The sequence below is a fragment of the Pseudomonas nitroreducens genome (assembly GCF_014204515.1).
Lineage (GTDB): Bacteria > Pseudomonadota > Gammaproteobacteria > Pseudomonadales > Pseudomonadaceae > Pseudomonas > Pseudomonas nitritireducens_A.
In genome coordinates, this window is sequence record NZ_JACHLI010000026.1 from 86,732 (window position 1) to 111,523 (window position 24,792).

Below are 24,792 nucleotides of genomic sequence, written 5' to 3' on the forward strand. Positions count from 1 at the left end.
CTTATGCTAGTCAACGAGCAAAAGCCGAGCCCTATACTGCCTCCACGGACAAGAACAACAAGGGCTACCCATGACCGCTCCGGACCGCTTCCGCTCCTCCAATTCCCCCACCGACCGTTTCGCCGACCTGCTGCTGCACAACGGCCGTTTCTACACCCTCGACCCCGCCCAGCCCTGGGCCGAGGCCGTGGCCATCCGTGATGGCCGGCTGCTGGCGGTGGGGCGCCACGAGGAGATGGAACACCTGATCGGCCCGGACACCCTGGTGCGCGACCTCGAAGGCGCGTTCTGCATGCCCGGCCTGCACGACATGCACACCCACCCGGACCTGGCGCTGAACCCGCGCTACGCCGACGACCTCGACGTCGGCATCGAGGACCCGACTCCCGAGCAGCTGGCCAAGTCGATCCGCGACTATGCCGCCAGCCACCCGGGCGACGGCTGGGTCTACGGCCAGTACTGGGTGCGCTACACCTTCCGCGAAGCGGGGCTGAAGCCGGGCCGCGAGTGGCTCGACAGCATCCTGCCGGACCGTCCGGTGGCGCTGCTCGACCGCATGTGGGGCACCATGATGGTCAACTCCCGCGCGCTGGAACTGGCCGGCATCGACGCCAGCACCCCCGACCCGCGCAACGGCTACCTGGAGCGCGACGAGCTGACCGGCGAACCCAACGGCCTGCTGATCGACGGCGGCTATGCGCTGATCCACGCCGCCATGCCGCCGACCCCGGCCAAGGTGCTGCGCCAGTCCTACCGCGAAGGCGTGCACTTCCAGAGTTCGCGCGGGGTTACCGCGGCCAAGTACCTGCACGTCTGCGAGAACCGCCTGGACGCGCTCAAGTACCTCGATGACGCCGGGCAACTGACCCTGCGCGTGGAGGCGGCGATCAGCTGGCAGGACGACATCTTCCCGGTGCGTCGCCGCTGGGAGCTGCTCGCCGGCGAGCGCCACTACTACCGCAGCGCGCGGCTGTCGGCGAACGCGGTGAAGTTCCACTTCGACGGCACCGTCGAGCCGCGCTCCTCGTTCCTCATCACGCCCTGGCCGGGCGAGGACGCGTGGCGCGGCAAGCTCAACCTGACCCCCGAGCACATCACCGACATGGTGGTGGACATGGACCGCCGTGGCATCCGCGTGATCGCCCACTGCACCGGCGATGCGGCCTCCGACGTGTTCCTCGATGCCGTGGCCGAAGCGCGCCGGCGCAATGGCTTCAGCGGCGTGCGCCACCAATGCGCGCACAGCACCATCCTGCATCCGGGCAACCTCAAGCGCTTCCGCGAGCTGGAGGTGATCGCCGAGTTTTCCCCGGCGGCCTGGTACCCGACGCCCTTCGCCAGTGGCGCGCGCTCCGGCTATGGCCCGGATCGTCTGAAGCGCATCTACGACTTCAAGGGCGTGCTGGCTGCCGGCGGCATCGCGGTGTTCGGCACCGACTGGCCGGTGGCGTCCATCGACCCCTGGCTGGCGCTGGAAACCCTGGTGACCCGGCAGAATCCGTGGAACGACGACCCGGCCTGCTTCGGCGAGCCGATCAGCCTGGAGCAGGCGATCCGCGTGGCGACCCTCAATGGCGCTTACGCCATGGGCCTGGAGAAACTCACCGGCAGCCTGGAGGCAGGCAAGTCGGCCGACTTCATCGTGCTCGACCGCAACCTCTTCGAACAGCCGGCGCGCAATTACATCCACCGCACCGAAGTGCAGCTGACCTTCGTCGAGGGCCGCCCGGTCTACGACCGCATCGGTCAGTTCAGCGATACCGCCCTGGCTGCGGTGTGGCAGGGCGAACCGCCGCGCATCGAAGGCGTCAACGCATGAACTCCGCCAGCATTCCGGTGACGGTGGTGGCCGGCTTTCTCGGCGCCGGCAAGACCACCCTGCTGCGCAACCTGCTGGAGCGCTGCGAAGGCCGGCGCCTGGCGGTGATCGTCAACGACTTCGGCGAGCTGAACATCGATGCCGGGATGATCGCCGAGCAGACCGAGGCGGTTTACAGCCTGGAGAACGGCTGCATCTGCTGCTCCGTGCAGGACGACCTGCTGGCGCAACTGGAACGCCTGGCGAATATGCATCCGCCGCTGGAGCAGGTGGTGATCGAGTGCAGCGGCGTGTCCGACCCGCAGCGCATCGTGCAGACGCTGGGCTATCCGAAACTGCGCCGGCGCCTGCACCTGGATGCCGTACTGACGGTGGTCGACGCCGCCCGCCGCGAGCCGCTGGAAGGCGAGTATGCGCGGCTGGAGCGCATGCAGGCGGCGGCTGCCGATCTGCTGCTGCTGAACAAGTGCGACCTGCTGCAGGCCGCTGAGCTGGCTGCCCAGCGCGAGCGCTTCGGCCGTGGCCCGCGGGTGCTGGAGACCATCCAGGCGCAGATTCCCGATGAGCTGCTGCTGGGCGAGCCCTCGCGCAAGCTGCGACCTCACGGGCAGGAAGGCGTCGACCATGGCGAGCTGTTCGACAGCTGGAGCTGGAAGGGCGAGGCGGTCTTCGCAGGGGCGCGGCTCAAGCACTGGCTGGAAAACCTGCCGCGTGGGCTGCTGCGGCTCAAGGGACTGATCCGCCTGCAAGGACAGGAGGGCGCTTTGTGGCTGCAGTTTGTGGGTGGACGCTACCAGCTGCGCCCGGCGACGGCGGCCGAGGCGGCACAGGGCTCGCGGCTGGTATTCATCGCCGAGAAGGATGCGGGGTTGCGGGCCGATCTGGAGGCCGGCCTGCGCACTTGCTTCAGCTCTTCGTAGGAGCGGACTCTGTCCGCGATGGATTCCGGCTCGATGCGGACCCAATCGCGGACAAAGTCCGCTCCTACCCTCGGCCATGCATGCGAATCAACCTTTATCCTCTGGCAGAGGGTTGGCCTGAGCGCCGAGAGTTCGCCCGGCCTTTTCGCGGGCAATAAAAAACCGGCCACCAGGGCCGGTTTTTCATGACGCGCCGAACTCAGCGGTATTCGCAGAGATAGGCGGTGTCCTGGGCGACTTTCAGCTGGAACTTGCTGTTGGCCGGCACGGTGAAGTGGCTGCCGCCTTCGAAGGTTTCCCAGCTGTCGCTGCCCGGCAGCTTGACGGTCAGCGCGCCGGCGACGACGTGCATCACTTCCAGCTGGCTGGTGCCGAATTCGTATTCGCCGGGGGCCATCACGCCGATGGTGGCGGGGCCTGCGGTCATCTCGAAGGCAATGGATTTGACGGTGCCGTCGAAGTACTCGTTGACCTTGAACATGGGCTTCTCCTGCCAGAGGGGTGAAAAATGGCTGGCCAGTATGCCCAAGGCCGCAGGCCCCGTCACTAGAGCGCGGCGAGCGACCGTGCGGTCAGCGAAAATTGCCGGAACTAACCGGCGACCGGCAGGGCCAGAGGCAACAGGCGGGCGGTGTTGCGGGCGTCTTCCAGGGCGCGGTGCGGCTGGCCCTGGAAATTCAGGCCGGCCAGGTGCAGGGCGGTGTTCAGGCCGACCGGACGCTTGAGCTGGCGGGCCTCGGCGAAGCGCTGCTTGAGGTTGATGTGCGGCACGCGGGCGAGGTGGCTGTCGAGTTTCTGCCGGCGCCACTCCAGTTCGAGCTGGCGACGATCGTAGTCGCCCCAGCTGGTCCAGCCCACCAGCCGCGGGCTGTGCTGCGCCAGCCAGCGCTCGAACTGCGGCCAGACCTCGTGCAGGGGCGCGGCGGCATCGACGTTGGCCTGGGTGATGTGGGTGAGTTCGCGGCAGAAACTGGTCAGCAGCGGACGCCGCTGCGGACGGACGAAACGCTGGAAATGGTCCAGCTCGCGACCGTCGGCCTCGGCCACCAGGCTGGCGCCGATCTCGATGATTTCCATTTCTTCGACCGGCCAGCCGCCTTCCTCGGTGGTGGCTTCCAGGTCGATCACCAGCCAGTGGGGCATAGTCGGTGCTCGTGGTTGGGTTCGGATCGAGTATGGAAGGCGTTTGCAGGACCGGCAAACCGCTGTGCTAGGCTGATTCGCTCCAAGAACAAGGGGAACACGATGGCGAAAGTGGCATTCATCGGCCTGGGCGTGATGGGCTATCCCATGGCCGGGCATCTGGCCCGGGAAGGCCATGAGGTTTGCGTCTACAACCGCACCGCCAGCCGTGCGGCGCAGTGGAGCAGACAGTTCGGCGGACAGACCGCCGCGACCCCGCGCGAAGCGGCGCAGTGGGCGGAATTCGTGATGTGCTGCGTCGGCAACGACGACGACCTGCGCAGCGTGGTGCTGGGCGAGGACGGCGCCCTGGCCGGCATGCAGCCGGGTGCCGTGCTGGTGGACCACACCACGGCCTCGGCCGAAGTGGCCCGCGAGCTGGCGGTGGCGGCGGCCGAGCGCGAGCTGGGCTTCCTCGATGCACCGGTATCCGGCGGCCAGGCCGGCGCCGAGAATGGCGCGCTGACGGTGATGGTCGGCGGCGACGCGGATATCTATGCCCGTGCCGAGCCGGTGATCGCCACCTACGCGCGCATGGTGCGGCGCATGGGGCCGGTGGGCAGCGGCCAGTTGACCAAGATGGTCAACCAGATCTGCGTCGGCGGTCTGCTGCAGGGGCTGTCCGAGGCGCTGCACTTCGCCCAGAGCGCCGGCCTCGACGGCCTGGCGGCGATGGAAGTGATCAGCAAGGGCGCGGCGCAGTCCTGGCAGCTGGAGAACCGCCACCAGAGCATGCTGGAAGGGCGCTTCGACTTCGGCTTCGCCGTGGACTGGATGCGCAAGGACCTGGGGATCGTCCTCGACGAGGCTCGCCGCAACGGCGCGCAGCTGCCAGTCACGGCGCTGGTGGACCAGTTCTACGCCGAGGTGCAGGCCGCCGGTGGCGGGCGCTGGGACACCTCCAGCCTGATCACCCGCCTGCAGGACCCGCCCGAGTCCTGATTGCCTCTCCCCGCAGGTGGCGCCATCGGTCGCAGAGATCGTCGTGCGCTGCTCCTGTCCGCCTCAGGCGCGGAAGATAAAGTACACCGCGCCCAGCAGGCACAGTCCGGCCCACAGGTAGTCGAGCTTGAGTGGCTGCTGCATGAAGTACACGCTGAACGGCACGAACACCGCCAGCGTGATGACCTCCTGCATGATCTTCAGTTGCCCCACCGACATCACCGTGTAGCCGATGCGGTTGGCCGGCACCTGCAGCAGGTACTCGAACAGTGCGATGCCCCAGCTGACCAGCGCCGCGATGATCCAAGGCTTGCTGTTCAGCGTCTTCAGGTGGCCGTACCAGGCGAAGGTCATGAACAGGTTGGACAGGCACAGAAGAAAAGCGGTTTGCAGCCAGACCGGCATGGCAGAGGCTCCAGTGGGGGACTGTGCCTGAGCCTAGTGGAGCGCCGCACGACAGCCAAGGGGCGGGGAATTGATCAGGTTCGTTTTGCGCGGCGTTGCTGCGTTGCTGGTGCTGGGGATGCTCGCAGTCGGTGGCTGGAAAGGCTGGCAATGGTGGCAGCAGCGGCCGGTCTGGGCCGAGCTGTCGGTGGCGCCGACGATGGCTGCGCCCGGGCACTGGCAGCTGGGTGCCTACCGCCTGGACTGGGACGGCGAGTCCTTCGCCCTGCGCGCGGGCGAGCATCCCGCGCAGACGCTGTGGCAGAGTCGCGGCGGCTTCCTGGCCGCCGGCATCGGCCGCGTCGACGCCGAGGAGCACCGTGGCGCGATGTTCATCCGTGAGCACCGTGAGCTGCTGTGCCGCCAGCAACAGTTGCAGGGCGTGCGTGCCGAAGCGGAGCGTCTGCTGATTTCCGGAGCCCTGGGTTGCGCCGATGGCCGGCAGGTGCCCTACACCGTGGCGCTGCGTGCCGACGGCGAGCGTGGCGTGGTGATGGACGTCAGCCTGGGCGATCCGGCGCTGAACCGCCTTTACCTGGCCTGGGCGCGGGAAGCCGACGAGCAGTTCCACGGTTTCGGCGAGCAGTTCACCCGCTTCGACCTGAGCGGACGACGCCTGCCCATCCTGGTGCAGGAACAGGGCGTCGGCCGCGGCCTGCAGCCGATCACCCTGGCTGCCGACCTGAGCGCACGCGCCGGTGGTGACTGGTGGACGACCTACGCGCCGGTACCTTTCTATCTCACCTCGGACCTGCACGGCTTCTTCAGCGAAGCGTCGGACTACCAGGTCTTCGACCTGCGCGACGACCAGCGCGTGGCGCTGGAGGTGCATGCCAGCAAGCTCCAGGCCCACTTCTATAAAGGCAGCAGCCCCAAGCAGCTGATCGAGGCACACAGCTCGGTGGTCGGGCGCATGCCGCCGCTGCCGGCCTGGACCCAGCAGGGCGCGATCCTCGGCCTGCAGGGTGGCACCGAGCGAGTGCGCGGGATCGTCCACCAACTGGAGCAGGCGAAGGTGCCGCTGGCCGGCGTCTGGGTGCAGGACTGGGTCGGCCAGCGCACCACCAGTTTCGGCAAGCAGCTGTGGTGGAACTGGGTGCTGGACAGCGAGCGCTATCCGGGCTGGTCCGCCTTCAATGCCGAGCTGCGCGCCAAGGGCATCCGCAGCCTGGCCTATGTGAATCCGTTCCTGGTGGACACGGCGGAGAAGGGCGGGGCGACCCGTAATCTCTACCGCGAAGCGCTGGAGCACGGCTACCTGACCCGCGACGGGCAGGGGCAACCGCTGCTGTTGCAGAACACCAGCTTCAGCGCCGCTCTGGTCGACCTGACCAATCCCCAGGCTGCCGACTGGCTGCGCGGGGTGATGCGCGAGGAAATGCTCGGTGCCGGCTTCTCCGGCTGGATGGCCGACTTCGGCGAGGCGTTGCCTTACGAGGCCCGCCTGGCGTCGGGTGAGCCTGCTTCGGCGGTGCACAATCGCTATCCGGAGCTGTGGGCGCAGCTCAACCGGCAACTGGTGGACGAGGAGGGCGCCGGCGACCTGCTGTTCTTCATGCGCTCCGCCTACAGCCGCAGCCCCGGCCTGACTACCAGCCTGTGGCTGGGCGACCAGCTGGTGACCTGGGACGCCGATGATGGCCTGCACAGTGCGCTGCTGGGGCTGCTCTCCGGTGGCGTGTCCGGTTTCAGCCTCAATCACAGCGATACCGGCGGCTACACCACCATCAGCAGTCCGATCAGGAACTACCACCGCAGCGAGGAACTGCTGCTGCGCTGGATGGAGTTCTCCGCCTTCACCAGCCTGCTGCGCACCCACGAGGGCAACCGCCCGGACGACAACGTGCAGGCCTACAGCACGCCGGCCAGCGTGGCGCAGTTGCAGCGCTTCGCCACGGTCTTTCGCGAGCTTGCGCCCTACCGCCAGCGCCTGATGGCAGAAGCCGCGCAGCACGGCTGGCCGCTGGTGCGTCCACTGTGGCTGGAGTTCCCCGCTGATCCGGCGAGCTTGGCGGAAACGCCGACGAGCTATATGCTCGGCGACCAATTTCTGGTGGCCCCGGCGCTGGAGCCTGGCGTGCAGCGTCTGAACGTGGCGCTGCCCGCGGGCCGCTGGGTGCATCTGTGGAGCGGCGCGGCCTTCGAGGTCGCGGCCGGCGGGACGGTGGATGTCCCTGCGCCCATTGGCGAGCCTGCGGTGTTCTACCGAGCCGGTTCGGCCGAGGGCGAAAAGCTGGTGGTAGCCCTGCGCGAGCAGGGGCTGCTGCGCTCCAGTCCGTGATTGACCTGTCGAGAGTTCCTCCATGCAATGCCGTATCGGCTGTGGCGCCTGCTGCATAGCGCCGTCGATTTCCTCGCCCATCCCCGGCATGCCCGACGGCAAGCCGGCGGGCGTGCGCTGCGTGCAGCTGGACGAACGCAATCTGTGCAAACTATTCGGCGATTCGCGGCGTCCAAAGGTCTGTGCGGCCTTCGATGCGGACGCTGACGCCTGCGGCAGCAGCAACGAGCAGGCGCTGCAGATACTCACCGAGTGGGAACGCATCACCGCCGCCTGATGTAACTGGCCCGGCGTGACTTGCCCGCTGTGACTTGCCTGCTGTGACTTGGAAGTCACGTTTTCGCGGTCCATACTGGCGCCCCAAGCCGCTCAAGACCGCGGATTGCGACGGGGCAACGGCAATGGCCTGCCCCCACAAGATCAAGAATAAAGAGAGGTATGACGATGCGTGGTGTATTGCGTATGACCCTGCTGGCCACTGCCGTGATGGGCTTTGCCGGTACTGCCCTGGCGGATGACTGGAAGCTGGAGAAGGAAGAGGACGGCGTGAAGGTCTTCCTCAGCCCCGTGGCAGGCTCCAAGTACAAGGCCTACCGTGGCGTCGTCGACATCAAGGCCGACGTGGCCAAGATCAACGCCCTGCAGGAAGACGTGGCCGGCTCCTGCAAGTGGATCCACGCCTGCGCCGAGATGCGCCTGCTCAAGCATGAAGGCGACGATTCCTGGACCTACTCGAAGATCGACATGCCCTGGCCGGTGACCGGCCGCGACGTGGTGATCCACGTGACCACCGAGAAGACCGCCGACGGCGGCCTGATCCGTCACCTGAAGGCCGAACCGAGCTACATCCCGGAAGAGAAGGGCGAAATCCGCGTGCCCAAGCTGATCGGCGAGTGGAAGCTGGTACCCAAAGGCGCCGGCGTCACCGAAGTGACCTACCAGGTGCAGACCGAGCCGGGCGGCAGCATCCCGTCCTGGCTGGCCAACAGCTTCGTGGTCGATGCGCCGATGAACACCCTGAAGGGCCTGCGCGCTGCGGCCGAGAAGTAATCGGCAGCCTGGTTCCCTTCCATGAAAAAGCCGCCCTCGGGCGGCTTTTTCTTTCCTGCGCGGCATGGTTGGGCTGTTCGTAGGAGCGGACTCTGTCCGCGATTGATTTCAGCGTGCTGCTGGCCTATCGCGGACGGAGTCCGCTCCTACGACAAGGGTGAGCGCCGCAGAGTACGGGCAATAAAAAAGGCCGCCCGAAGGCGGCCTCTTTTCGTACGCCGTAGCGCTTAGCGGGCCTTGAGGTCCACGAAGTCGCGCTGGGTGGCGCCGGTGTACAGCTGGCGCGGACGGCCGATCTTGTACGGGCCGGAGAGCATTTCCTGCCAGTGCGAGATCCAGCCCACGGTACGTGCCAGGGCGAAGATCACGGTGAACATGCTGGTCGGAATGCCGATGGCCTTGAGGATGATGCCGGAGTAGAAGTCCACGTTCGGGTAGAGGTTGCGCTCCACGAAGTAGGGATCGTGGCGGGCGATTTCTTCCAGTTTCATGGCCAGTTCCAGTTGCGGGTCGTTGATGCCCAGCTCCTGGAGAACCTCGTCGCAGGTCTGTTTCATGACCTTGGCGCGCGGGTCGAAGTTCTTGTACACGCGGTGGCCGAAGCCCATCAGCTTGAACGGATCGTTCTTGTCCTTGGCCTTGGCCACGAATGCGTCGATGTTCGAAACGTCACCGATCTCGTCCAGCATGCGCAGAACGGCTTCGTTCGCACCGCCGTGGGCCGGTCCCCACAGGGCGGCGATGCCCGAGGCGATACAGGCGAACGGGTTGGCACCCGAGGAGCCCGCCAGACGCACGGTGGAGGTGGAGGCGTTCTGCTCGTGGTCGGCGTGCAGGATGAAGATGCGGTCCATGGCCTTGGCCAGCACGGGGCTGATCGGCTTGGTCTCGCAAGGGGTGTTGAACATCATATGCAGGAAGTTCTCTGCATAGTTCAGGTCGTTGCGCGGGTACATCATCGGCTCGCCCTTGGAGTACTTGTACACCATGGCAGCGATGGTCGGCATCTTGGCGATCAGACGATGCGCCGAGACTTCCCGGTGCTTCGGATTATTGATGTCCAGGGAGTCGTGATAGAAGGCGGAGAGGGCACCGATCACGCCGCACATCACGGCCATCGGGTGCGCATCACGGCGGAAACCGTTGAAGAAGGTCTTCAGCTGCTCGTGAACCATGGTGTGGTTCTTGATGGTGCCGACGAACTTTTCCTTCTGCTCGGCAGTGGGCAGTTCGCCGTTGAGCAGCAGGTAGCAGGTTTCCAGGTAGTCGGACTTCTCGGCGAGTTGCTCGATCGGGTAGCCGCGGTGCAGCAGGACACCCTTGTCACCATCGATGTAGGTGATCTTCGACTCGCAGGAGGCAGTGGACATGAAGCCGGGGTCGAAAGTGAAGTGACCCGTGGAGGTCAGGCCCCGCACGTCGACGACATCGGGACCCAGCGTGCCGGAGAGGACAGGCAGTTCGACGGGGGCAGCGCCCTCGATGATCAACTGCGCTTTTTTGTCAGCCATGATGGCCTCCTATTTATGCTTGAAATCATCTGTACGACCCCCCACGCAGGGCCCGCACCACTATAGAGAGATAAATCCGAATGTCAATTTGCACAATCGGAGAAGTTTGGCTTCTCCAAGCCTCTGTTTTGCCGGAAAAATTTGCCTGTTTACGCCTTTTATGGGGGTGCGGCAATTAGTCCTTAGGTGGAGGTCTTTCCGTTGTCATTAGGGGCCTAACTGTCTATACTCGGCGACCAGCCGCCAAGGGCCGTCCGGCCTTGATGATTGGTGGTTGTCACTCCCGAAGGTGATGGGTACCTGACAAGTGCACCTCCCGACAACTAGCCCTGCTTCATATAAGGGCTCTCAGTGTGAAAAAAGCCGTGAATAGCAAACGACCCGTAAACCTAGACCTAAGGACCATCCAACTCCCTATCACTGCTTACACGTCGATTCTCCACCGTATCTCTGGCGTCATTCTGTTCGTGGGCATCGCAGTGCTGCTGTTTGCACTGGATCGTTCCCTCGCTTCGGAAGAAAGCTTCGAGCAGGTGAAGGCGTGTCTGACCCATCCGTTGGTCAAGCTTGTGATTTGGGGCCTGCTGTCTGCGCTGCTGTACCACCTGGTAGCCGGTATTCGTCACCTCGTCATGGACGCAGGTATTGGCGAAACACTGGAAGGCGGTAAGCGTGGTTCGAAAATCGTCATCGCTGTCGCAGTGGTGCTGATCGTTCTGGCGGGGGTATGGGTATGGTAACTAACGTCACTAACTTGTCGCGTTCGGGTCTCTATGACTGGATGGTCCAGCGCGTCTCCGCGGTCGTTCTCGCGGCTTATGTTCTCTTCCTGCTGGGCTTCCTGATCGCTCACCCGGGCATTACCTACGCCGAGTGGCATGGTCTGTTCTCCCACAGCCTGATGAAGATCTTCAGCCTGTTGACGCTGGTTTCCCTGAGCGTGCACGCGTGGGTTGGTATGTGGACCATCACTACCGACTACCTGACTCCGATGGCGCTGGGCAAGTCCGCGACCGTCGTGCGTTTCCTCGTCCAGGCGGTATGCGGCATGGCCATGTTCGCATTCTTCGTCTGGGGTGTGCAGATTCTCTGGGGTAACTGATCCATGGCTAGCATTCGTACTCTTTCCTTCGACGCCATCATCGTGGGTGGCGGCGGCGCCGGCATGCGCGCTGCGCTGCAACTGGCCCAGGGCGGTCACAAGACTGCCGTGGTGACCAAGGTCTTCCCGACCCGATCGCACACCGTATCCGCCCAGGGCGGCATCACCTGCGCCATCGCCTCGGCCGACCCGAACGACGATTGGCGCTGGCACATGTACGACACCGTCAAGGGCTCCGACTACATCGGTGACCAGGACGCTATCGAATACATGTGCTCCGTCGGCCCGGAAGCCGTGTTCGAGCTGGAACACATGGGCCTGCCGTTCTCCCGTACCGAGCAGGGCCGCATCTACCAGCGTCCATTCGGTGGCCAGTCCAAGGACTTCGGCAAGGGTGGTCAGGCTGCCCGTACCTGCGCCGCGGCTGACCGTACCGGTCACGCCCTGCTGCACACCCTCTATCAGGCCAACCTGAAGAGCGGTACCTCCTTCCTTAATGAGTGGTACGCCGTTGACCTGGTGAAGAACCAGGACGGTCATGTGGTTGGCGTCATCGCCATCGACATCGAAACCGGCGACACCGTTTATATCCGTTCCAAGGCCGTGGTCCTGGCCACTGGCGGTGCCGGCCGTATCTACGCCTCCACCACCAACGCCCTGATCAACACCGGTGACGGCATCGGCATGGCCCTGCGCGCTGGCGTACCGGTGCAGGACATCGAGATGTGGCAGTTCCACCCGACCGGCATCGCCGGCGCTGGTGTACTGGTCACCGAAGGCTGCCGTGGTGAAGGCGGTTACCTGATCAACGCCCATGGCGAGCGTTTCATGGAGCGTTATGCTCCGAACGCGAAAGACCTGGCCGGCCGCGACGTGGTTGCCCGCTCCATGGTCAAGGAAGTGATCGCCGGCAACGGCGTGGGCCCGAACAAGGACCACGTACTGCTGAAGCTCGACCATCTCGGCGAGGAAGTTCTGCACAGCCGCCTGCCCGGCATCTGCGAACTGTCCAAGACCTTCGCCCACGTCGACCCGGTCGTCGCTCCGATCCCGGTTATCCCGACCTGCCACTACATGATGGGCGGCGTTGCCACCAACATCCATGGCCAGGCCCTGACCATGGACGCCAACGGCAACGAGCAGATCATCGAAGGCCTGTTCGCCGTAGGCGAAGTGGCTTGCGTATCGGTACACGGCGCCAACCGCCTGGGCGGCAACTCGCTGCTCGACCTGGTGGTATTCGGTCGTGCCACCGGTCTGCACCTGGAGAAGGCGCTCAAGGATGGTATCGAGCACCGCCAGGCTTCCGAGTCCGACCTGGAATCCGCTTTCAAGCGCCTGAACGGCGTGAACGAGCGTACCAGCGGCGAAGAAGTCGCTCCGCTCAAGCGCGAGCTGCAATCCTGCATGCAGAACTACTTCGGTGTGTTCCGTACCGGCGAGTACATGCAGAAAGGTATCGCTCAGCTGGCTGATCTGCGTGAGCGCATCGCTGCCGTCAAGATCAACGACAAGAGCCAGGCATTCAACACGGCGCGTATCGAAGCGCTGGAACTGCAGAACCTCCTCGAAGTGGCCGAAGCCACTGCGATTGCGGCAGAAGCCCGCAAAGAGTCCCGCGGCGCGCATGCCCGTGAAGACTTCGAGGAGCGCGATGACGAGAACTGGCTGTGCCACACCCTGTACTTCCCGGGTGAGAAGCGTGTAGCCAAGCGTGCCGTCAACTTCGCGCCGAAAACTGTTCCGGCATTCGAACCCAAGGTTCGTACTTACTAAGGGTGCCCGCCATGTTGCAAGTGAGTGTTTACCGCTACAACCCTGAGAAGGACGCTGCACCTTACATGCAGGACTTCCAGGTCAATACCGACGGCAAGGACATCATGGTCCTGGACGTACTGGCGCTGATCAAGGAACAGGACGAGGGCTTCTCCTACCGTCGCTCCTGCCGTGAAGGCGTGTGCGGTTCCGACGGCATGAACATGAATGGCAAGAACGGCCTGGCCTGCATCACCCCCCTGTCGGCCGTCGGCCTGAAGGGCGGCAAGCTGGTCATTCGCCCGCTGCCCGGCCTGCCGGTCATCCGTGACCTGGTCGTCGACATGCGCATCTTCTACAAACAGTACGAGAGCGTGAAGCCGTTCCTGCAGAACAAATATGCAGCGCCGGCCATCGAACGTCTGCAAAGCCCGGAAGAGCGCGAGAAGCTGGACGGTCTGTACGAGTGCATCCTGTGCGCCTGCTGCTCGACCTCCTGCCCGTCGTTCTGGTGGAACCCCGACAAGTTCCTGGGTCCCGCTGCGCTGCTGCAGGCCTATCGCTTCCTGGCCGACAGCCGTGACACCGAAACCCAGGCGCGCCTGGCGAGCCTGGATGACCCGTTCAGCGTGTTCCGCTGCCGCGGGATCATGAATTGCGTGAACGTCTGCCCGAAGGGTCTGAACCCCACCAAGGCAATCGGTCACATCCGTAACATGCTGCTGCAGAGCGGCACTTGATCTGCGGGCCTTGCGCCCACAGATCATGAAAGAGCGACACCTGTGCCGCCGGAACATGTCCGGCGGTGCAGTACCTAGGACCCAAGCCCACAAAGCGGGGGTCCTGTTTTGAAAACGTATATATGACCAGCAGGGGCATCCGGGCTGGTACCCGGACTATCTGCGGGGATCGGTGGCTTGAAGTCGCTGTGTATGACTTCGCGCCAGAGATTCCACAGGTGGAGTCCCCTTACCGAGGGTGACCAAGCATGCACGAAAGCGTAATGCAGCGGATGTGGAACAGTGCCCATCTATCCGGTGGAAACGCTGCCTACGTCGAAGAGCTCTACGAGCTCTACCTGCACGACCCGAACGCTGTGCCAGAAGAGTGGCGCACGTACTTCCAGAAGCTTCCCGCCGACGGCAATTCCGCCCCCGACGTCTCGCATTCCTCTATCCGTGATCATTTCGTACTCCTGGCCAAGAACCAGCGCCGTGCTGCGCCTGTTTCCGCTGGCAGCGTAAGCACCGAGCACGAGAAAAAGCAGGTTGAAGTCCTGCGCCTGATCCTGGCTTACCGGTTGCGCGGACATCAGGCGGCATCGCTCGATCCGCTGGGTCTCTGGGTACGTACCGCTCCCTCCGATCTGTCGCTCGAACATTACGGGCTCACCGCTGCAGACCTCGACACCACCTTCCGTACCGGTGAGCTCTACATCGGCAAGGAAGAGGCGACCCTGCGTGAAATCATCGATGCGCTGAAGCAGACCTACTGCAGCACCATCGGCGCCGAATTCATGCACATCGTCGATTCCGAGCAGCGTCACTGGTTCGCCCAGCGCCTGGAAAGCGTCCGTGGCCGTCCGGCGTACTCTGTCGAAGCCCGCTCCCACCTGCTCGAGCGCCTCACCGCTGCCGAAGGCCTGGAAAAGTACCTGGGCACCAAGTACCCGGGCACCAAGCGTTTCGGCCTGGAAGGCGGCGAGAGCCTGATCCCGATGGTTGACGAGATCATCCAGCGCTCCGGCTCCTACGGCGTCAAGGAAATCGTCATCGGCATGGCCCACCGTGGCCGTCTGAACGTCCTGGTCAACACCCTGGGCAAGAACCCGCGCGAGCTGTTCGACGAGTTCGAAGGCAAGAAGCTGGTCGAGATGGGCTCGGGTGACGTGAAGTACCACCAGGGCTTCTCCTCCAACGTCATGACCACCGGCGGCGAAGTCCACCTGGCCCTGGCGTTCAACCCCTCGCACCTGGAAATCGTTTCCCCGGTGGTCGAGGGTTCGGTACGCGCCCGCCAGGACCGTCGTAAAGATGGCACCGGCGACAAGGTCGTGCCGATCTCCATCCACGGCGATGCCGCCTTCGCGGGGCAGGGCGTGGTCATGGAAACCTTCCAGATGTCGCAGACCCGTGCTTACAAGACGGGCGGCACCATCCACATCGTGATCAACAACCAGGTCGGCTTCACCACCAGCCGTCAGGACGATGCTCGTTCCACCGAGTACGCGACCGACGTGGCGAAGATGATCCAGGCGCCGATCTTCCATGTGAATGGCGACGATCCGGAAGCGGTCCTGTTCGTGACCCAGCTGGCCATCGATTACCGCATGCAGTTCAAGCGTGACGTGGTCATCGACCTGGTCTGCTACCGCCGTCGCGGCCACAACGAGGCCGACGAGCCGAGCGGCACCCAGCCGCTGATGTACCAGCAGATCGCCAAGCAGCGCACTACCCGCGACCTCTATGCCGATGCATTGATCGCCGCTGGCGTGCAGACCACCGAGCAGGCCCAGGAGAAGGTCGACGAATACCGCGACGCTCTCGACAACGGCCTGCACGTGGTGAAAAGCCTGGTGAAGGAGCCCAACAAGGAGCTCTTCGTCGACTGGCGTCCCTACGTGGGCCACGCCTGGACCGCGCGTCACGACACCCGTTGCGACCTGAAAACCCTGCAGGACCTGTCCAACAAGCTGCTGGAAACCCCGGACGGCTTCGTCATGCAGCGTCAGGTCCAGAAGATCTACGAGGACCGCGCCAAGATGGCTGCCGGTGGCTTCCCGATCAACTGGGGCTTCGCCGAGAACCTGGCGTACGCCACCCTGCTGTTCGAAGGTCACCCGGTGCGCATGACCGGTCAGGACGTCGGCCGCGGCACCTTCTCGCACCGCCACGCGGCGCTGCACAACCAGAAGGACGACTCGGTCTACATCCCGCTGGCCAACCTGTTCGACGGCCAGCCGCGCGTCAGCCTGTACGACTCCTACCTCTCGGAAGAAGCCGTGCTGGCGTTCGAATACGGCTATGCCACCACCACTCCGGATGCACTGGTGGTGTGGGAAGCCCAGTTCGGTGACTTCGCCAACGGTGCGCAGGTCGTGATCGACCAGTTCATCACCAGCGGTGAAACCAAGTGGCAACGCCTGTGTGGTCTGACCATGCTGCTGCCGCACGGTTACGAGGGCCAGGGTCCGGAGCACTCCTCCGCGCGTCTGGAGCGTTACCTGCAGCTGTGCGCCGAACAGAACATCCAGGTCTGCGTGCCGACCACCCCGGCCCAGGTCTACCACATGTTGCGCCGTCAGGTGATCCGTCCGCTGCGCAAGCCGCTGATCGTGATGACGCCGAAGTCGCTGCTGCGTCACAAGCTGGCCATCTCGACCCTGGAAGATCTGGCCGACGGTTCGTTCCAGACCGTGATCAACGAGATCGACAGCCTGGATCCGAAGAAAGTCGACCGCATCGTGCTGTGCAGCGGCAAGGTCTACTACGACCTGCTGGAGAAGCGTCGTGCCGAAGGTCTCGAGAACATCGCGATCGTTCGTATCGAGCAGCTGTATCCCTTCCCGGAAGACGATCTGACCGAGGTACTGTCGCAGTACAAGAACCTCAAGCACATCGTCTGGTGCCAGGAAGAGCCGATGAACCAGGGCGCCTGGTTCTGCTCGCAGCACCACATGCGTCGTGTCATCGCCGCGCACAAGAAAGGTCTCAACCTGGAATACGCGGGCCGCGAAGGCTCGGCAGCTCCGGCTTGCGGCTACGCTTCGATGCACGCCGAGCAGCAGGAAAAACTGCTGCAGGACGCCTTCACCGTTTAACGCCAACGCGCAGTTGATACCGAATTTAAGGAAACACACATAATGGCTATCGAAATCAAAGCCCCAACCTTCCCGGAATCGGTTGCCGACGGCACCGTCGCCACCTGGCACAAGAAGGTCGGTGAAGCTGTCAAGCGTGACGAACTGATCGTCGACATCGAGACCGACAAGGTCGTGATCGAAGTACTGGCCGAGGCCGACGGCGTCCTGGCCGAGATCGTCAAGAACGAAGGCGACACCGTTCTCTCCAACGAACTGCTGGGCAAACTGAGCGAAGGCGGTGCTGCCGCTGCCGCTCCGGCTGCTGCCTCGGCTCCGGCTGCCGCTCCGGCCGCCGCTGCTCCGGCTGCTGCCGCCGCTGGCGACGACAACATCCTCTCGCCGGCCGCCCGCAAGCTGGCCGAAGAGAACGGCATCGACCCGAACAGCCTGGCCGGCACTGGCAAGGGCGGTCGTGTGACCAAGGAAGACGTCGTCGCCGCCGTCGAAGCCAAGAAGAACGCCCCGGCTGCCGCTCCGGCCGCCAAGGCTGCTGCTGCCCCGGCCGCGGCTGCACCGGTGTTCGCTGCTGGCGATCGCGTCGAGAAGCGCGTACCGATGACCCGCCTGCGCGCCAAGGTTGCCGAGCGTCTGGTCGAAGCCCAGTCCTCCATGGCCATGCTGACTACCTTCAACGAAGTCAACATGAAGCCGATCATGGACCTGCGCAACAAGTACAAGGACCTGTTCGAGAAGAAGCACAACGGCGTTCGCCTGGGCTTCATGTCCTTCTTCGTCAAGGCCGCCACCGAAGCCCTGAAACGCTTCCCGGGCGTCAACGCCTCGATCGACGGCAACGACATCGTCTACCACGGCTACCAGGACATCGGTGTGGCAGTTTCCAGCGACCGCGGTCTGGTCGTACCGGTTCTGCGCAACGCCGAGTTCATGAGCCTGGCCGAGATCGAGAACGGAATCGCCACCTTCGGCAAGAAAGCCAAAGACGGCAAGCTGTCCATCGAAGACATGACCGGTGGTACTTTCACCATTTCCAACGGTGGCGTATTCGGTTCCCTGCTGTCGACTCCGATCGTCAACCCGCCGCAGACCGCCATCCTCGGCATGCACAAGATCCAGGAGCGCCCCATGGCCGTTAACGGCCAAGTGGTCATCCTGCCGATGATGTACCTGGCGCTGTCCTACGATCACCGCATGATCGACGGCAAGGAAGCGGTCAGCTTCCTGGTCGCCATGAAGGATCTGCTGGAAGATCCGGCTCGCCTGCTGCTCGACGTCTGATACGTCAGTTCACACGACGGCCCCGTACTACACGACGGCCCCGCAAGGGGCCGTCCGCTTCACCGGAATAAGGATTGAGACATGAGCCAGAAATTCGACGTGGTTGTGATTGGTGCCGGCCCCGGCGGTTATGTAGCCGCCATCCGTGCCGCCCAACTCGGCCTGAAGACCGCCTGCATCGAGAAGTACATCGGTAAGGAGGGCAAGGTCGCCCTCGGCGGTACCTGCCTGAACGTAGGCTGCATTCCGTCCAAGGCACTGCTCGACAGCTCCTGGAAGTACAAGGAAGCCAAAGAAGGCTTCGAGATCCACGGTATCTCCACCGGCGGCGTGAAGATGGACGTCCCGGCGATGATCGGTCGCAAGGCCAACATCGTGAAGAACCTGACCGGCGGCATCGCCACCCTGTTCAAGGCCAACGGCGTGACCTCCTTCGAAGGCCACGGCAAGGTCCTGGCCAACAAGCAGATCGAAGTGACCGGTCTGGACGGCAAGACCCAGGTTCTGGAAGCCGACAACATCATCATCGCCTCGGGCTCGCGTCCGGTGGAAATCCCGCCGGCTCCGCTGACCGACGACGTCATCGTCGACTCCACCGGCGCCCTGGAATTCCAGAGCGTACCCAAGAAGCTGGGCGTGATCGGCGCTGGCGTCATCGGCCTGGAACTGGGTTCGGTCTGGGCTCGCCTGGGCGCTGAAGTCACCGTCCTGGAAGCCCTGGACAAGTTCCTCCCGGCCGCCGACGAGCAGATCGCCAAGGAAGCCCTGAAGACCCTGACCAAGCAAGGTCTGAACATCCGTCTGGGCGCTCGCGTAACCGCCTCGGAAGTGAAGAAGAAGCAGGTCACTGTCACCTTCACCGACGCCAACGGCGAGCAGAAGGAAGTCTTCGACAAGCTGATCGTGGCCGTGGGCCGTCGCCCGGTGACCACCGATCTGCTGGCCGCCGACTCCGGCGTGACCCTGGACGAGCGTGGCTTCATCTTCGTCGACGACCACTGCAAGACCAGCGTTCCGGGCGTCTACGCCATCGGTGACGTGGTCCGCGGCGCCATGCTGGCGCACAAGGCCTCGGAAGAGGGCGTGATGGTTGCCGAGCGCATCGCCGGCCACAAGGCCCAGATGAACTACGACCTGATTCCGTCGGTGATCTACACCCACCCGGAAATCGCATGGGTCGGCAAGACCGAGCAGCAGCTCAAGGGTGAAGGCGTCGAAGTCAACGTCGGTACCTTCCCGTTCGCCGCCAGCGGCCGCGCCATGGCTGCCAACGACACCGGCGGTCTGGTCAAGGTCATCGCCGATGCCAAGACCGACCGCGTACTGGGCGTCCACGTGATCGGCCCGAGCGCCGCCGAGCTGGTTCAGCAGGGCGCGATCGGCATGGAATTCGGCACCAGTGCCGAAGACCTGGGCATGATGGTCTTCTCCCACCCGACTCTGTCCGAAGCGCTGCACGAAGCGGCCCTGGCAGTGAATGGCCACGCCATCCACATCGCCAACCGCAAGAAGCGCTAAGGAACGGGACCACGGCGGGGAGGGCGGCAGTCTTTTGCGAGGGGCTGCTTCCCGACCCGCCGGATCGTTTCTCCCCCGAGGGGGACACGGTCACAGGTGGCGTGGTGCCACGAGCGCCGCGCCGAATGCGCAATACCCAAGACGAAAACGGTAGACAAGCATGAATCTCCACGAATATCAGGGTAAGCAGCTGTTCGCTGAGTACGGCCTGCCCGTATCCAAGGGCTTCGCCGTCGACACACCCGAAGAGGCCGCAGAAGCCTGTGAAAAGATCGGTGGTACCGAGTGGGTCGTTAAAGCCCAGGTACACGCCGGTGGCCGCGGTAAAGCGGGCGGTGTGAAGCTGGTCAAGAGCAAAGAGGACGCCAAGGCGTTCGCCGCCAACTGGCTGGGCAAGCGTCTGGTGACTTACCAGACTGACGCCAACGGCCAGCCGGTCAGCAAGATCCTGGTGGAATCCTGCACCGACATCGACAAGGAGCTGTACCTCGGCGCCGTTGTCGACCGTTCCAGCCGTCGCATCGTCTTCATGGCCTCCACCGAAGGTGGCGTGGACATCGAGAAAGTGGCGCACGAAACCCCTGAGAAGATCCTCAAGGCCACCATCGATCCGCTGGTTGGCGCACAGCCCTACCAGGGTCGCGAGCTGGCCTTCCAGCTGGGCCTGAAGGGCGACCAGATCAAGCAGTTCACCCACATCTTCGTTGGCCTGGCCAAGCTGTTCCAGGACTACGACCTGGCGCTGCTGGAAGTGAACCCGCTGGTGATCAAGAAAGACGGCAACCTGCACTGCCTGGACGCCAAGATCAACATCGACTCCAACGCCATGTACCGTCAGCCCAAGCTGCGCGCCATGCACGACCCGTCCCAGGACGACGCTCGTGAAGCCCATGCGCAGAAGTGGGAACTGAACTACGTCGCGCTGGAAGGCAACATCGGCTGCATGGTCAACGGTGCTGGCCTGGCCATGGGCACCATGGACATCGTCAACCTGCACGGCGGCAAGCCGGCCAACTTCCTCGACGTTGGCGGCGGTGCCACCAAAGAGCGCGTAACCGAAGCGTTCAAGATCATCCTGTCCGACAGCAACGTCGCTGCCGTTCTGGTGAACATCTTCGGCGGCATCGTTCGCTGCGACATGATTGCCGAAGGCATCATCGGCGCCGTGAAAGAAGTCGGCGTGAAAATCCCGGTTGTCGTTCGTCTGGAAGGCAACAACGCCGACCTCGGCGCCAAGGTCCTGGCCGAGAGCGGTCTGAACATCATCGCGGCGACCAGCCTGACCGACGCTGCCCAGCAGGTCGTCAAGGCCGCGGAGGGTAAGTAATGAGCGTCCTGATCAATAAAGACACCAAAGTCATCTGCCAGGGCTTCACCGGCTCGCAGGGTACCTTCCACTCCGAACAAGCCATCGCCTACGGCACCAAGATGGTTGGCGGCGTGACCCCCGGCAAGGGCGGTACCACCCACCTGGGCCTGCCGGTGTTCAACACCGTCAAGGAAGCCGTGGAAGCCACCGGCGCTGACGCCTCGGTCATCTACGTTCCGGCTCCGTTCTGCAAGGACTCGATCCTGGAAGCGGCCTTCGGCGGCATCAAGCTGATCGTCTGCATCACCGAAGGCATCCCGACCATCGACATGCTGGAAGCCAAGGTCAAGTGCGACGAGCTGGGCGTACGCCTGATCGGCCCGAACTGCCCGGGCGTGATCACTCCCGGCGAGTGCAAGATCGGCATCATGCCCGGTCACATCCACCTGCCGGGCAAGGTAGGCATCGTGTCGCGTTCCGGCACCCTGACCTATGAAGCCGTTAAGCAGACCACCGACGCCGGCTTCGGCCAGTCCACCTGTGTGGGCATCGGTGGTGACCCGATCCCGGGCTCCAACTTCATCGACATCCTGAAGCTGTTCCAGGAAGACCCGAAAACCGAAGCCATCGTCATGATCGGTGAAATCGGTGGTTCGGCCGAAGAAGAAGCCGCTGCCTACATCAAGGCCAACGTGACCAAGCCGGTGGTGTCCTACATCGCTGGTGTCACCGCACCGCCCGGCAAGCGCATGGGCCACGCCGGCGCCATCATCTCCGGCGGCAAGGGCACTGCGGACGAGAAGTTCGCCGCCCTGCAGGACGCTGGTGTGAAAACCGTGCGTTCCCTGGCTGACATCGGCAAGGCCCTGGCCGAGCTGACCGGCTGGCCGGTCAAGTAAGCGCCTCGCTTACCTAACCGTTCGCCAACAAAGGCCACCTTCGGGTGGCCTCTGTCATTGCGGCGGCCGCCGAAGAAGTGTCACCCAGGCGACACCCGCGTTCATTCCACGGACGATCTGACGTATGTCAGTGCAGTTCATCGGAATACATCGTTAGGCTAGCAACTATATGAAGCGTCGCGTTCCCCACAAGGGAAGGCTCGCTCACCGTCCACTCCTACCCGGAGGCGACGGCGATTCCTGACCGTCAAGGATGGCGGGACAACCAGAATGCAGGAGCAGTTGGGCCACGAGCCCATGGAAAACCTCTGCTATCGGACTTCCAAGAACAAATCACCGTACCGATGACAGCAGCATCACAGGATGCCCGGGCTCGCCTTGCGTGAGTCGGCCAATCCCGTCCGATGCGGCTTTGTCACGTCCGTACGGTAGGCGTGCCTTGGGAGACCACGAACCCGTTTCAGCACTGTGGTATTTCCCTTCATGAAAGTCTTGAAAGGCCAGGACATCCTGGCACTTGGTTTTATGACCTTCGCGCTGTTCGTCGGCGCGGGCAACATCATCTTCCCGCCGATCGTGGGCCTGCAGTCGGGGCCCCACGTGTGGATGGCCGCGCTGGGCTTCCTGATCACCGCGGTCGGCCTGCCGGTGATCACCGTCGTCGCGCTGGCCAAGGTCGGTGGGGCGATGGACACCCTCAGCCACCCGATCGGCAAAGTCGCCGGCGGGCTGCTGGCGGCCGTCTGCTACCTGTCGGTAGGGCCGCTGTTCGCTACCCCGCGTACCGCCACCGTCTCCTTTGAAGTCGGCCTGGCGCCGCTGACCGGGGAGGGCGCGCTGCCGCTGTTCCTCTACAGCCTGGTGTACTTCCTGATCGTGCTGGTGATCTCGCTGTATCCGGGCAAGCTGCTCGATACCGTCGGCCGCTTCCTCGCTCCGTTGAAGATCATCGCCCTGGCCGCACTGGGCATCGCCGCCTTCATGCTGCCGGCTGGCCCCATCGGTGTCGCCGAACCGGCCTACCAGGCTGCGGCGTTCTCCCAGGGCTTCGTCAACGGCTACCTGACCATGGACACCCTCGGCGCGCTGGTCTTCGGCATCGTCATCGTCAACGCGATCCGCTCCCGTGGCGTGCAGTCGCCGCGGCTGATCACCCGCTACGCCATCATCGCCGGCCTGATCGCCGGGGTGGGCCTGGCGCTGGTGTACATCAGCCTGTTCCGCCTGGGCGCCGGCAGCCATGACATCGCCGCCGGTGCGGCCAACGGCGCCGCCGTCCTGCACGCCTACGTGCAGCACACCTTCGGCTCGCTGGGCAGCACCTTCCTCGCCGTGCTCATCGCGCTGGCCTGCCTGGTCACCGCCGTGGGCCTGACCTGCGCCTGCGCCGAGTACTTCTGCCGCATCCTGCCGCTGTCCTACCGCAGCCTGGTGGTGATCCTGGCGAGCTTCTCGCTGCTGGTGTCGAACCTGGGCCTGACCAAGCTCATCCAGTTCTCCATCCCGGTGCTGACCGCCATCTACCCGCCGTGCATCGTGCTGGTGGCGCTGAGCTTCTGCGCCAGCCTGTGGCGTTCGCAGACCCGCATCGTCGCCCCGGTGATGGTGATCTCCTTCGTCTTCGGCATCATCGACGCCCTCAAGGGCGCCAAGCTCGATGCCTGGATGCCGGCCTGGATGGAACACTTGCCGCTGGCCGAACAGGGCCTCGCCTGGCTGATCCCCTCGGTGGCCATGCTCGCCGTGATGGTGGTGATCGACCGCCTGCTGGGCAAACCCCAGGAAGCGATGGCCTGATATCCCGCCATCCGTGAAAAAGCCGCCCACAAGGCGGCTTTTTTATTGCCTGGCGATTGGCCTGGGTTGGCAGGCAGCGCTGGTCGACTCCAGCCTGATCGGACCACTAACTACTTTCGGGGGACATCCGAAGCGCGCTCTTTGCTGAGTGGCCGCCAAGAGGCCTTTCAGGGCCTGTGCATCAACGGCCGTCAAAATTTCGCGCTGTGACGTAGGCCCGCTTCCAGTACTTGGAGGTGAGCGAGTCGATGCGGATCCGGTTTCCCGTACTGGGCGCGTGAATGAAGCGGTTCTCGCCGATATAGAGACCGACATGGCTGACGCGGTTGCTGCCATTGTGGCTGAAGAACACGGCGTCACCCGGCTGCAGTTCGTGGCGGTCGATCACCGCGTTGCGCTGGGCAATCATCGATCGGGTGTTTCGCGGCAGGTGCAGGTTGGCGATGCTGCGGTACAGGTAGACCAGCAGGCCGCTGCAATCGAATCCGGCTTCCACCGAGTCGCCGCCCCACTGGTAGCGATGACCGACCAGCTGGTGTGCACGGGCGACGATCCGTTGGCGGGTGTCAGGAGTGACCTTATTGGTTCGTACTGTGGCTGCTGGCTGGCCAGAGCCAGGAGTGTCACGGCCCCATTGGGCAGCCGAGAAGTCATCGGCGTGGGTCAGGGAGGCGATCAGTAAAAGCAGTGGAAGAATGATCCAGGAAAGAGCACGCATTTCGGGGTACTGAAGAGTTGGGTTGTGCCGTATTCCTTCTGCTGGCGAGTCTGCACCAAGGCCTGAGCCGACGGATCAGGGGGTGATGTAGGGCGGAGCGCTATTTCCGTGATAGTCGCTGGGCGCTCCCGTGGTTCGGCCTGTCAGGTGTTTGCCTGACTCCCGGGGAGGGATGGGCCTTTCCACCCAGTGCGCTGCAACTTCCTGGGGCTGGGCCTCAAAGGGAGTGCGGCGCAATGAGGGTTGGGTCCGTGACCATGAACTCTGGAGCGCGGCGGCAATTTAACGTTGCGGCGCGGTGTTTCGTATGGGACTTGTTCCAAGTCTTCGGATAGTCATCCTGACGGAGTACCTGGTTTGGCCCCCTGTATCTGAGGACAGGGCCTCACGCTTAAACTAGGAGATAGTCTTGTGACTGGTTTTAAGCGTATGCCCAATGGAAGTGAT

General features: G+C 63.9%; 21 protein-coding genes. 16 read left to right on the forward strand and 5 right to left on the reverse strand.

Translation table 11 applies throughout. From position 1 onward, the window contains the following. Positions 1-70: 70 nt before the first annotated feature. Both HNP46_RS25900 and HNP46_RS25905 read left to right on the forward strand, forming a co-directional pair. Positions 71-1,819: an amidohydrolase gene (locus tag HNP46_RS25900; protein WP_184594740.1), complete on the forward strand. Its 1,749-nt coding sequence runs from the start codon at positions 71-73 to the stop codon at positions 1,817-1,819. Further along, entirely contained in the window at positions 1,816-2,739 is a 924-nt protein-coding gene (locus tag HNP46_RS25905) for a CobW family GTP-binding protein (RefSeq protein WP_184594742.1), read from the forward strand. The genes HNP46_RS25900 and HNP46_RS25905 overlap by 4 nt, the downstream gene beginning before the upstream one ends. A 199-nt stretch (positions 2,740-2,938) precedes the next feature. On the opposite strand, the gene HNP46_RS25910 is transcribed toward HNP46_RS25905, so the two are convergent. Together HNP46_RS25910 and HNP46_RS25915 are read right to left on the reverse strand one after the other, a co-directional pair. Further along, the gene (locus tag HNP46_RS25910; RefSeq protein ID WP_184594744.1) at positions 2,939-3,220 is read right to left on the reverse strand and encodes a pyrimidine/purine nucleoside phosphorylase; all 282 of its coding nucleotides are present in this window, start codon (positions 3,218-3,220) and stop codon (positions 2,939-2,941) included. A gap of 110 nt (positions 3,221-3,330) precedes the next feature. Next, complete coding sequence (locus HNP46_RS25915) at positions 3,331-3,882, reverse strand: exonuclease domain-containing protein (protein WP_184594746.1); 552 nt, start codon at positions 3,880-3,882, stop codon at positions 3,331-3,333. Here HNP46_RS25915 and HNP46_RS25920 point away from each other — a divergent pair. Next, entirely contained in the window at positions 3,874-4,863 is a 990-nt protein-coding gene (locus HNP46_RS25920) for an NAD(P)-dependent oxidoreductase (protein ID WP_311771841.1), read from the forward strand. The two genes, HNP46_RS25915 and HNP46_RS25920, sit on opposite strands and share 9 nt — an antisense overlap. A 63-nt stretch (positions 4,864-4,926) precedes the next feature. On the opposite strand, the gene HNP46_RS25925 is transcribed toward HNP46_RS25920, so the two are convergent. Then, on the reverse strand, positions 4,927-5,268 hold the full coding sequence (locus tag HNP46_RS25925; protein WP_024765477.1) for a DMT family protein: 342 nt from the start codon (positions 5,266-5,268) through the stop codon (positions 4,927-4,929). 70 nt (positions 5,269-5,338) lie between these two features. Between HNP46_RS25925 and HNP46_RS25930 the strand changes: the two genes are divergently transcribed. The 3 genes from HNP46_RS25930 (at position 5,339) to HNP46_RS25940 (ending at position 8,638) form a co-directional block, all read left to right on the forward strand. Next, positions 5,339-7,588 carry an alpha-glucosidase gene (locus HNP46_RS25930; protein ID WP_184594750.1) on the forward strand — a complete coding sequence of 750 codons (2,250 nt, stop codon included), beginning with the start codon at positions 5,339-5,341 and terminating at the stop codon, positions 7,586-7,588. 22 nt (positions 7,589-7,610) lie between these two features. Beyond that, positions 7,611-7,865 (forward strand): YkgJ family cysteine cluster protein, encoded by a 255-nt coding sequence (locus HNP46_RS25935; RefSeq protein ID WP_054907940.1) that lies wholly within the window; start codon positions 7,611-7,613, stop codon positions 7,863-7,865. Between the two features lie 167 nt (positions 7,866-8,032). Beyond that, positions 8,033-8,638 (forward strand): START domain-containing protein, encoded by a 606-nt coding sequence (locus HNP46_RS25940; protein ID WP_184594773.1) that lies wholly within the window; start codon positions 8,033-8,035, stop codon positions 8,636-8,638. Between the two features lie 227 nt (positions 8,639-8,865). Here HNP46_RS25940 and gltA read toward each other — a convergent pair whose 3' ends face one another. Then, on the reverse strand, positions 8,866-10,149 hold the full coding sequence (gene gltA / locus HNP46_RS25945; protein WP_184594752.1) for a citrate synthase: 1,284 nt from the start codon (positions 10,147-10,149) through the stop codon (positions 8,866-8,868). 353 nt (positions 10,150-10,502) lie between these two features. Here gltA and sdhC point away from each other — a divergent pair, with 353 nt between their 5' ends. From sdhC to brnQ, 10 genes are all read left to right on the forward strand, one after another. After that, entirely contained in the window at positions 10,503-10,889 is a 387-nt protein-coding gene (sdhC, locus tag HNP46_RS25950; protein ID WP_167523168.1) for a succinate dehydrogenase, cytochrome b556 subunit, read from the forward strand. Further along, complete coding sequence (gene sdhD, locus HNP46_RS25955; RefSeq protein WP_024765472.1) at positions 10,883-11,251, forward strand: succinate dehydrogenase, hydrophobic membrane anchor protein; 369 nt, start codon at positions 10,883-10,885, stop codon at positions 11,249-11,251. Before sdhC ends, sdhD begins: the two co-directional genes overlap by 7 nt. Before the next feature lie 3 nt (positions 11,252-11,254). After that, positions 11,255-13,027 carry a succinate dehydrogenase flavoprotein subunit gene (gene sdhA / locus HNP46_RS25960; RefSeq protein WP_045208031.1) on the forward strand — a complete coding sequence of 591 codons (1,773 nt, stop codon included), beginning with the start codon at positions 11,255-11,257 and terminating at the stop codon, positions 13,025-13,027. Between the two features lie 11 nt (positions 13,028-13,038). Next, positions 13,039-13,746, forward strand: coding sequence for a succinate dehydrogenase iron-sulfur subunit (locus HNP46_RS25965; protein WP_184594754.1), 708 nt, complete (start codon positions 13,039-13,041; stop codon positions 13,744-13,746). A 248-nt stretch (positions 13,747-13,994) separates the two neighbouring features. After that, complete coding sequence (locus HNP46_RS25970) at positions 13,995-16,826, forward strand: 2-oxoglutarate dehydrogenase E1 component (RefSeq protein WP_184594756.1); 2,832 nt, start codon at positions 13,995-13,997, stop codon at positions 16,824-16,826. A gap of 42 nt (positions 16,827-16,868) precedes the next feature. Continuing rightward, the gene (odhB, locus tag HNP46_RS25975) at positions 16,869-18,104 is read left to right on the forward strand and encodes a 2-oxoglutarate dehydrogenase complex dihydrolipoyllysine-residue succinyltransferase (protein WP_184594758.1); all 1,236 of its coding nucleotides are present in this window, start codon (positions 16,869-16,871) and stop codon (positions 18,102-18,104) included. An 81-nt stretch (positions 18,105-18,185) separates the two neighbouring features. Further along, positions 18,186-19,622, forward strand: a complete 1,437-nt coding sequence (gene lpdA, locus HNP46_RS25980) for a dihydrolipoyl dehydrogenase (protein WP_184594760.1) — start codon at positions 18,186-18,188, stop codon at positions 19,620-19,622. A gap of 160 nt (positions 19,623-19,782) precedes the next feature. Beyond that, positions 19,783-20,949, forward strand: a complete 1,167-nt coding sequence (gene sucC / locus HNP46_RS25985) for an ADP-forming succinate--CoA ligase subunit beta (protein ID WP_015477516.1) — start codon at positions 19,783-19,785, stop codon at positions 20,947-20,949. Continuing rightward, the gene (gene sucD / locus HNP46_RS25990) at positions 20,949-21,830 is read left to right on the forward strand and encodes a succinate--CoA ligase subunit alpha (RefSeq protein WP_038803160.1); all 882 of its coding nucleotides are present in this window, start codon (positions 20,949-20,951) and stop codon (positions 21,828-21,830) included. The genes sucC and sucD overlap by 1 nt, the downstream gene beginning before the upstream one ends. A 483-nt stretch (positions 21,831-22,313) precedes the next feature. Further along, entirely contained in the window at positions 22,314-23,627 is a 1,314-nt protein-coding gene (gene brnQ, locus HNP46_RS25995) for a branched-chain amino acid transport system II carrier protein (protein ID WP_184594763.1), read from the forward strand. A gap of 181 nt (positions 23,628-23,808) precedes the next feature. Here the strand turns inward: brnQ and HNP46_RS26000 are convergent, their stop codons facing one another. Further along, positions 23,809-24,345 carry a C40 family peptidase gene (locus HNP46_RS26000; protein WP_184594765.1) on the reverse strand — a complete coding sequence of 179 codons (537 nt, stop codon included), beginning with the start codon at positions 24,343-24,345 and terminating at the stop codon, positions 23,809-23,811. Between the last annotated feature and the right edge of the window lie 447 nt (positions 24,346-24,792).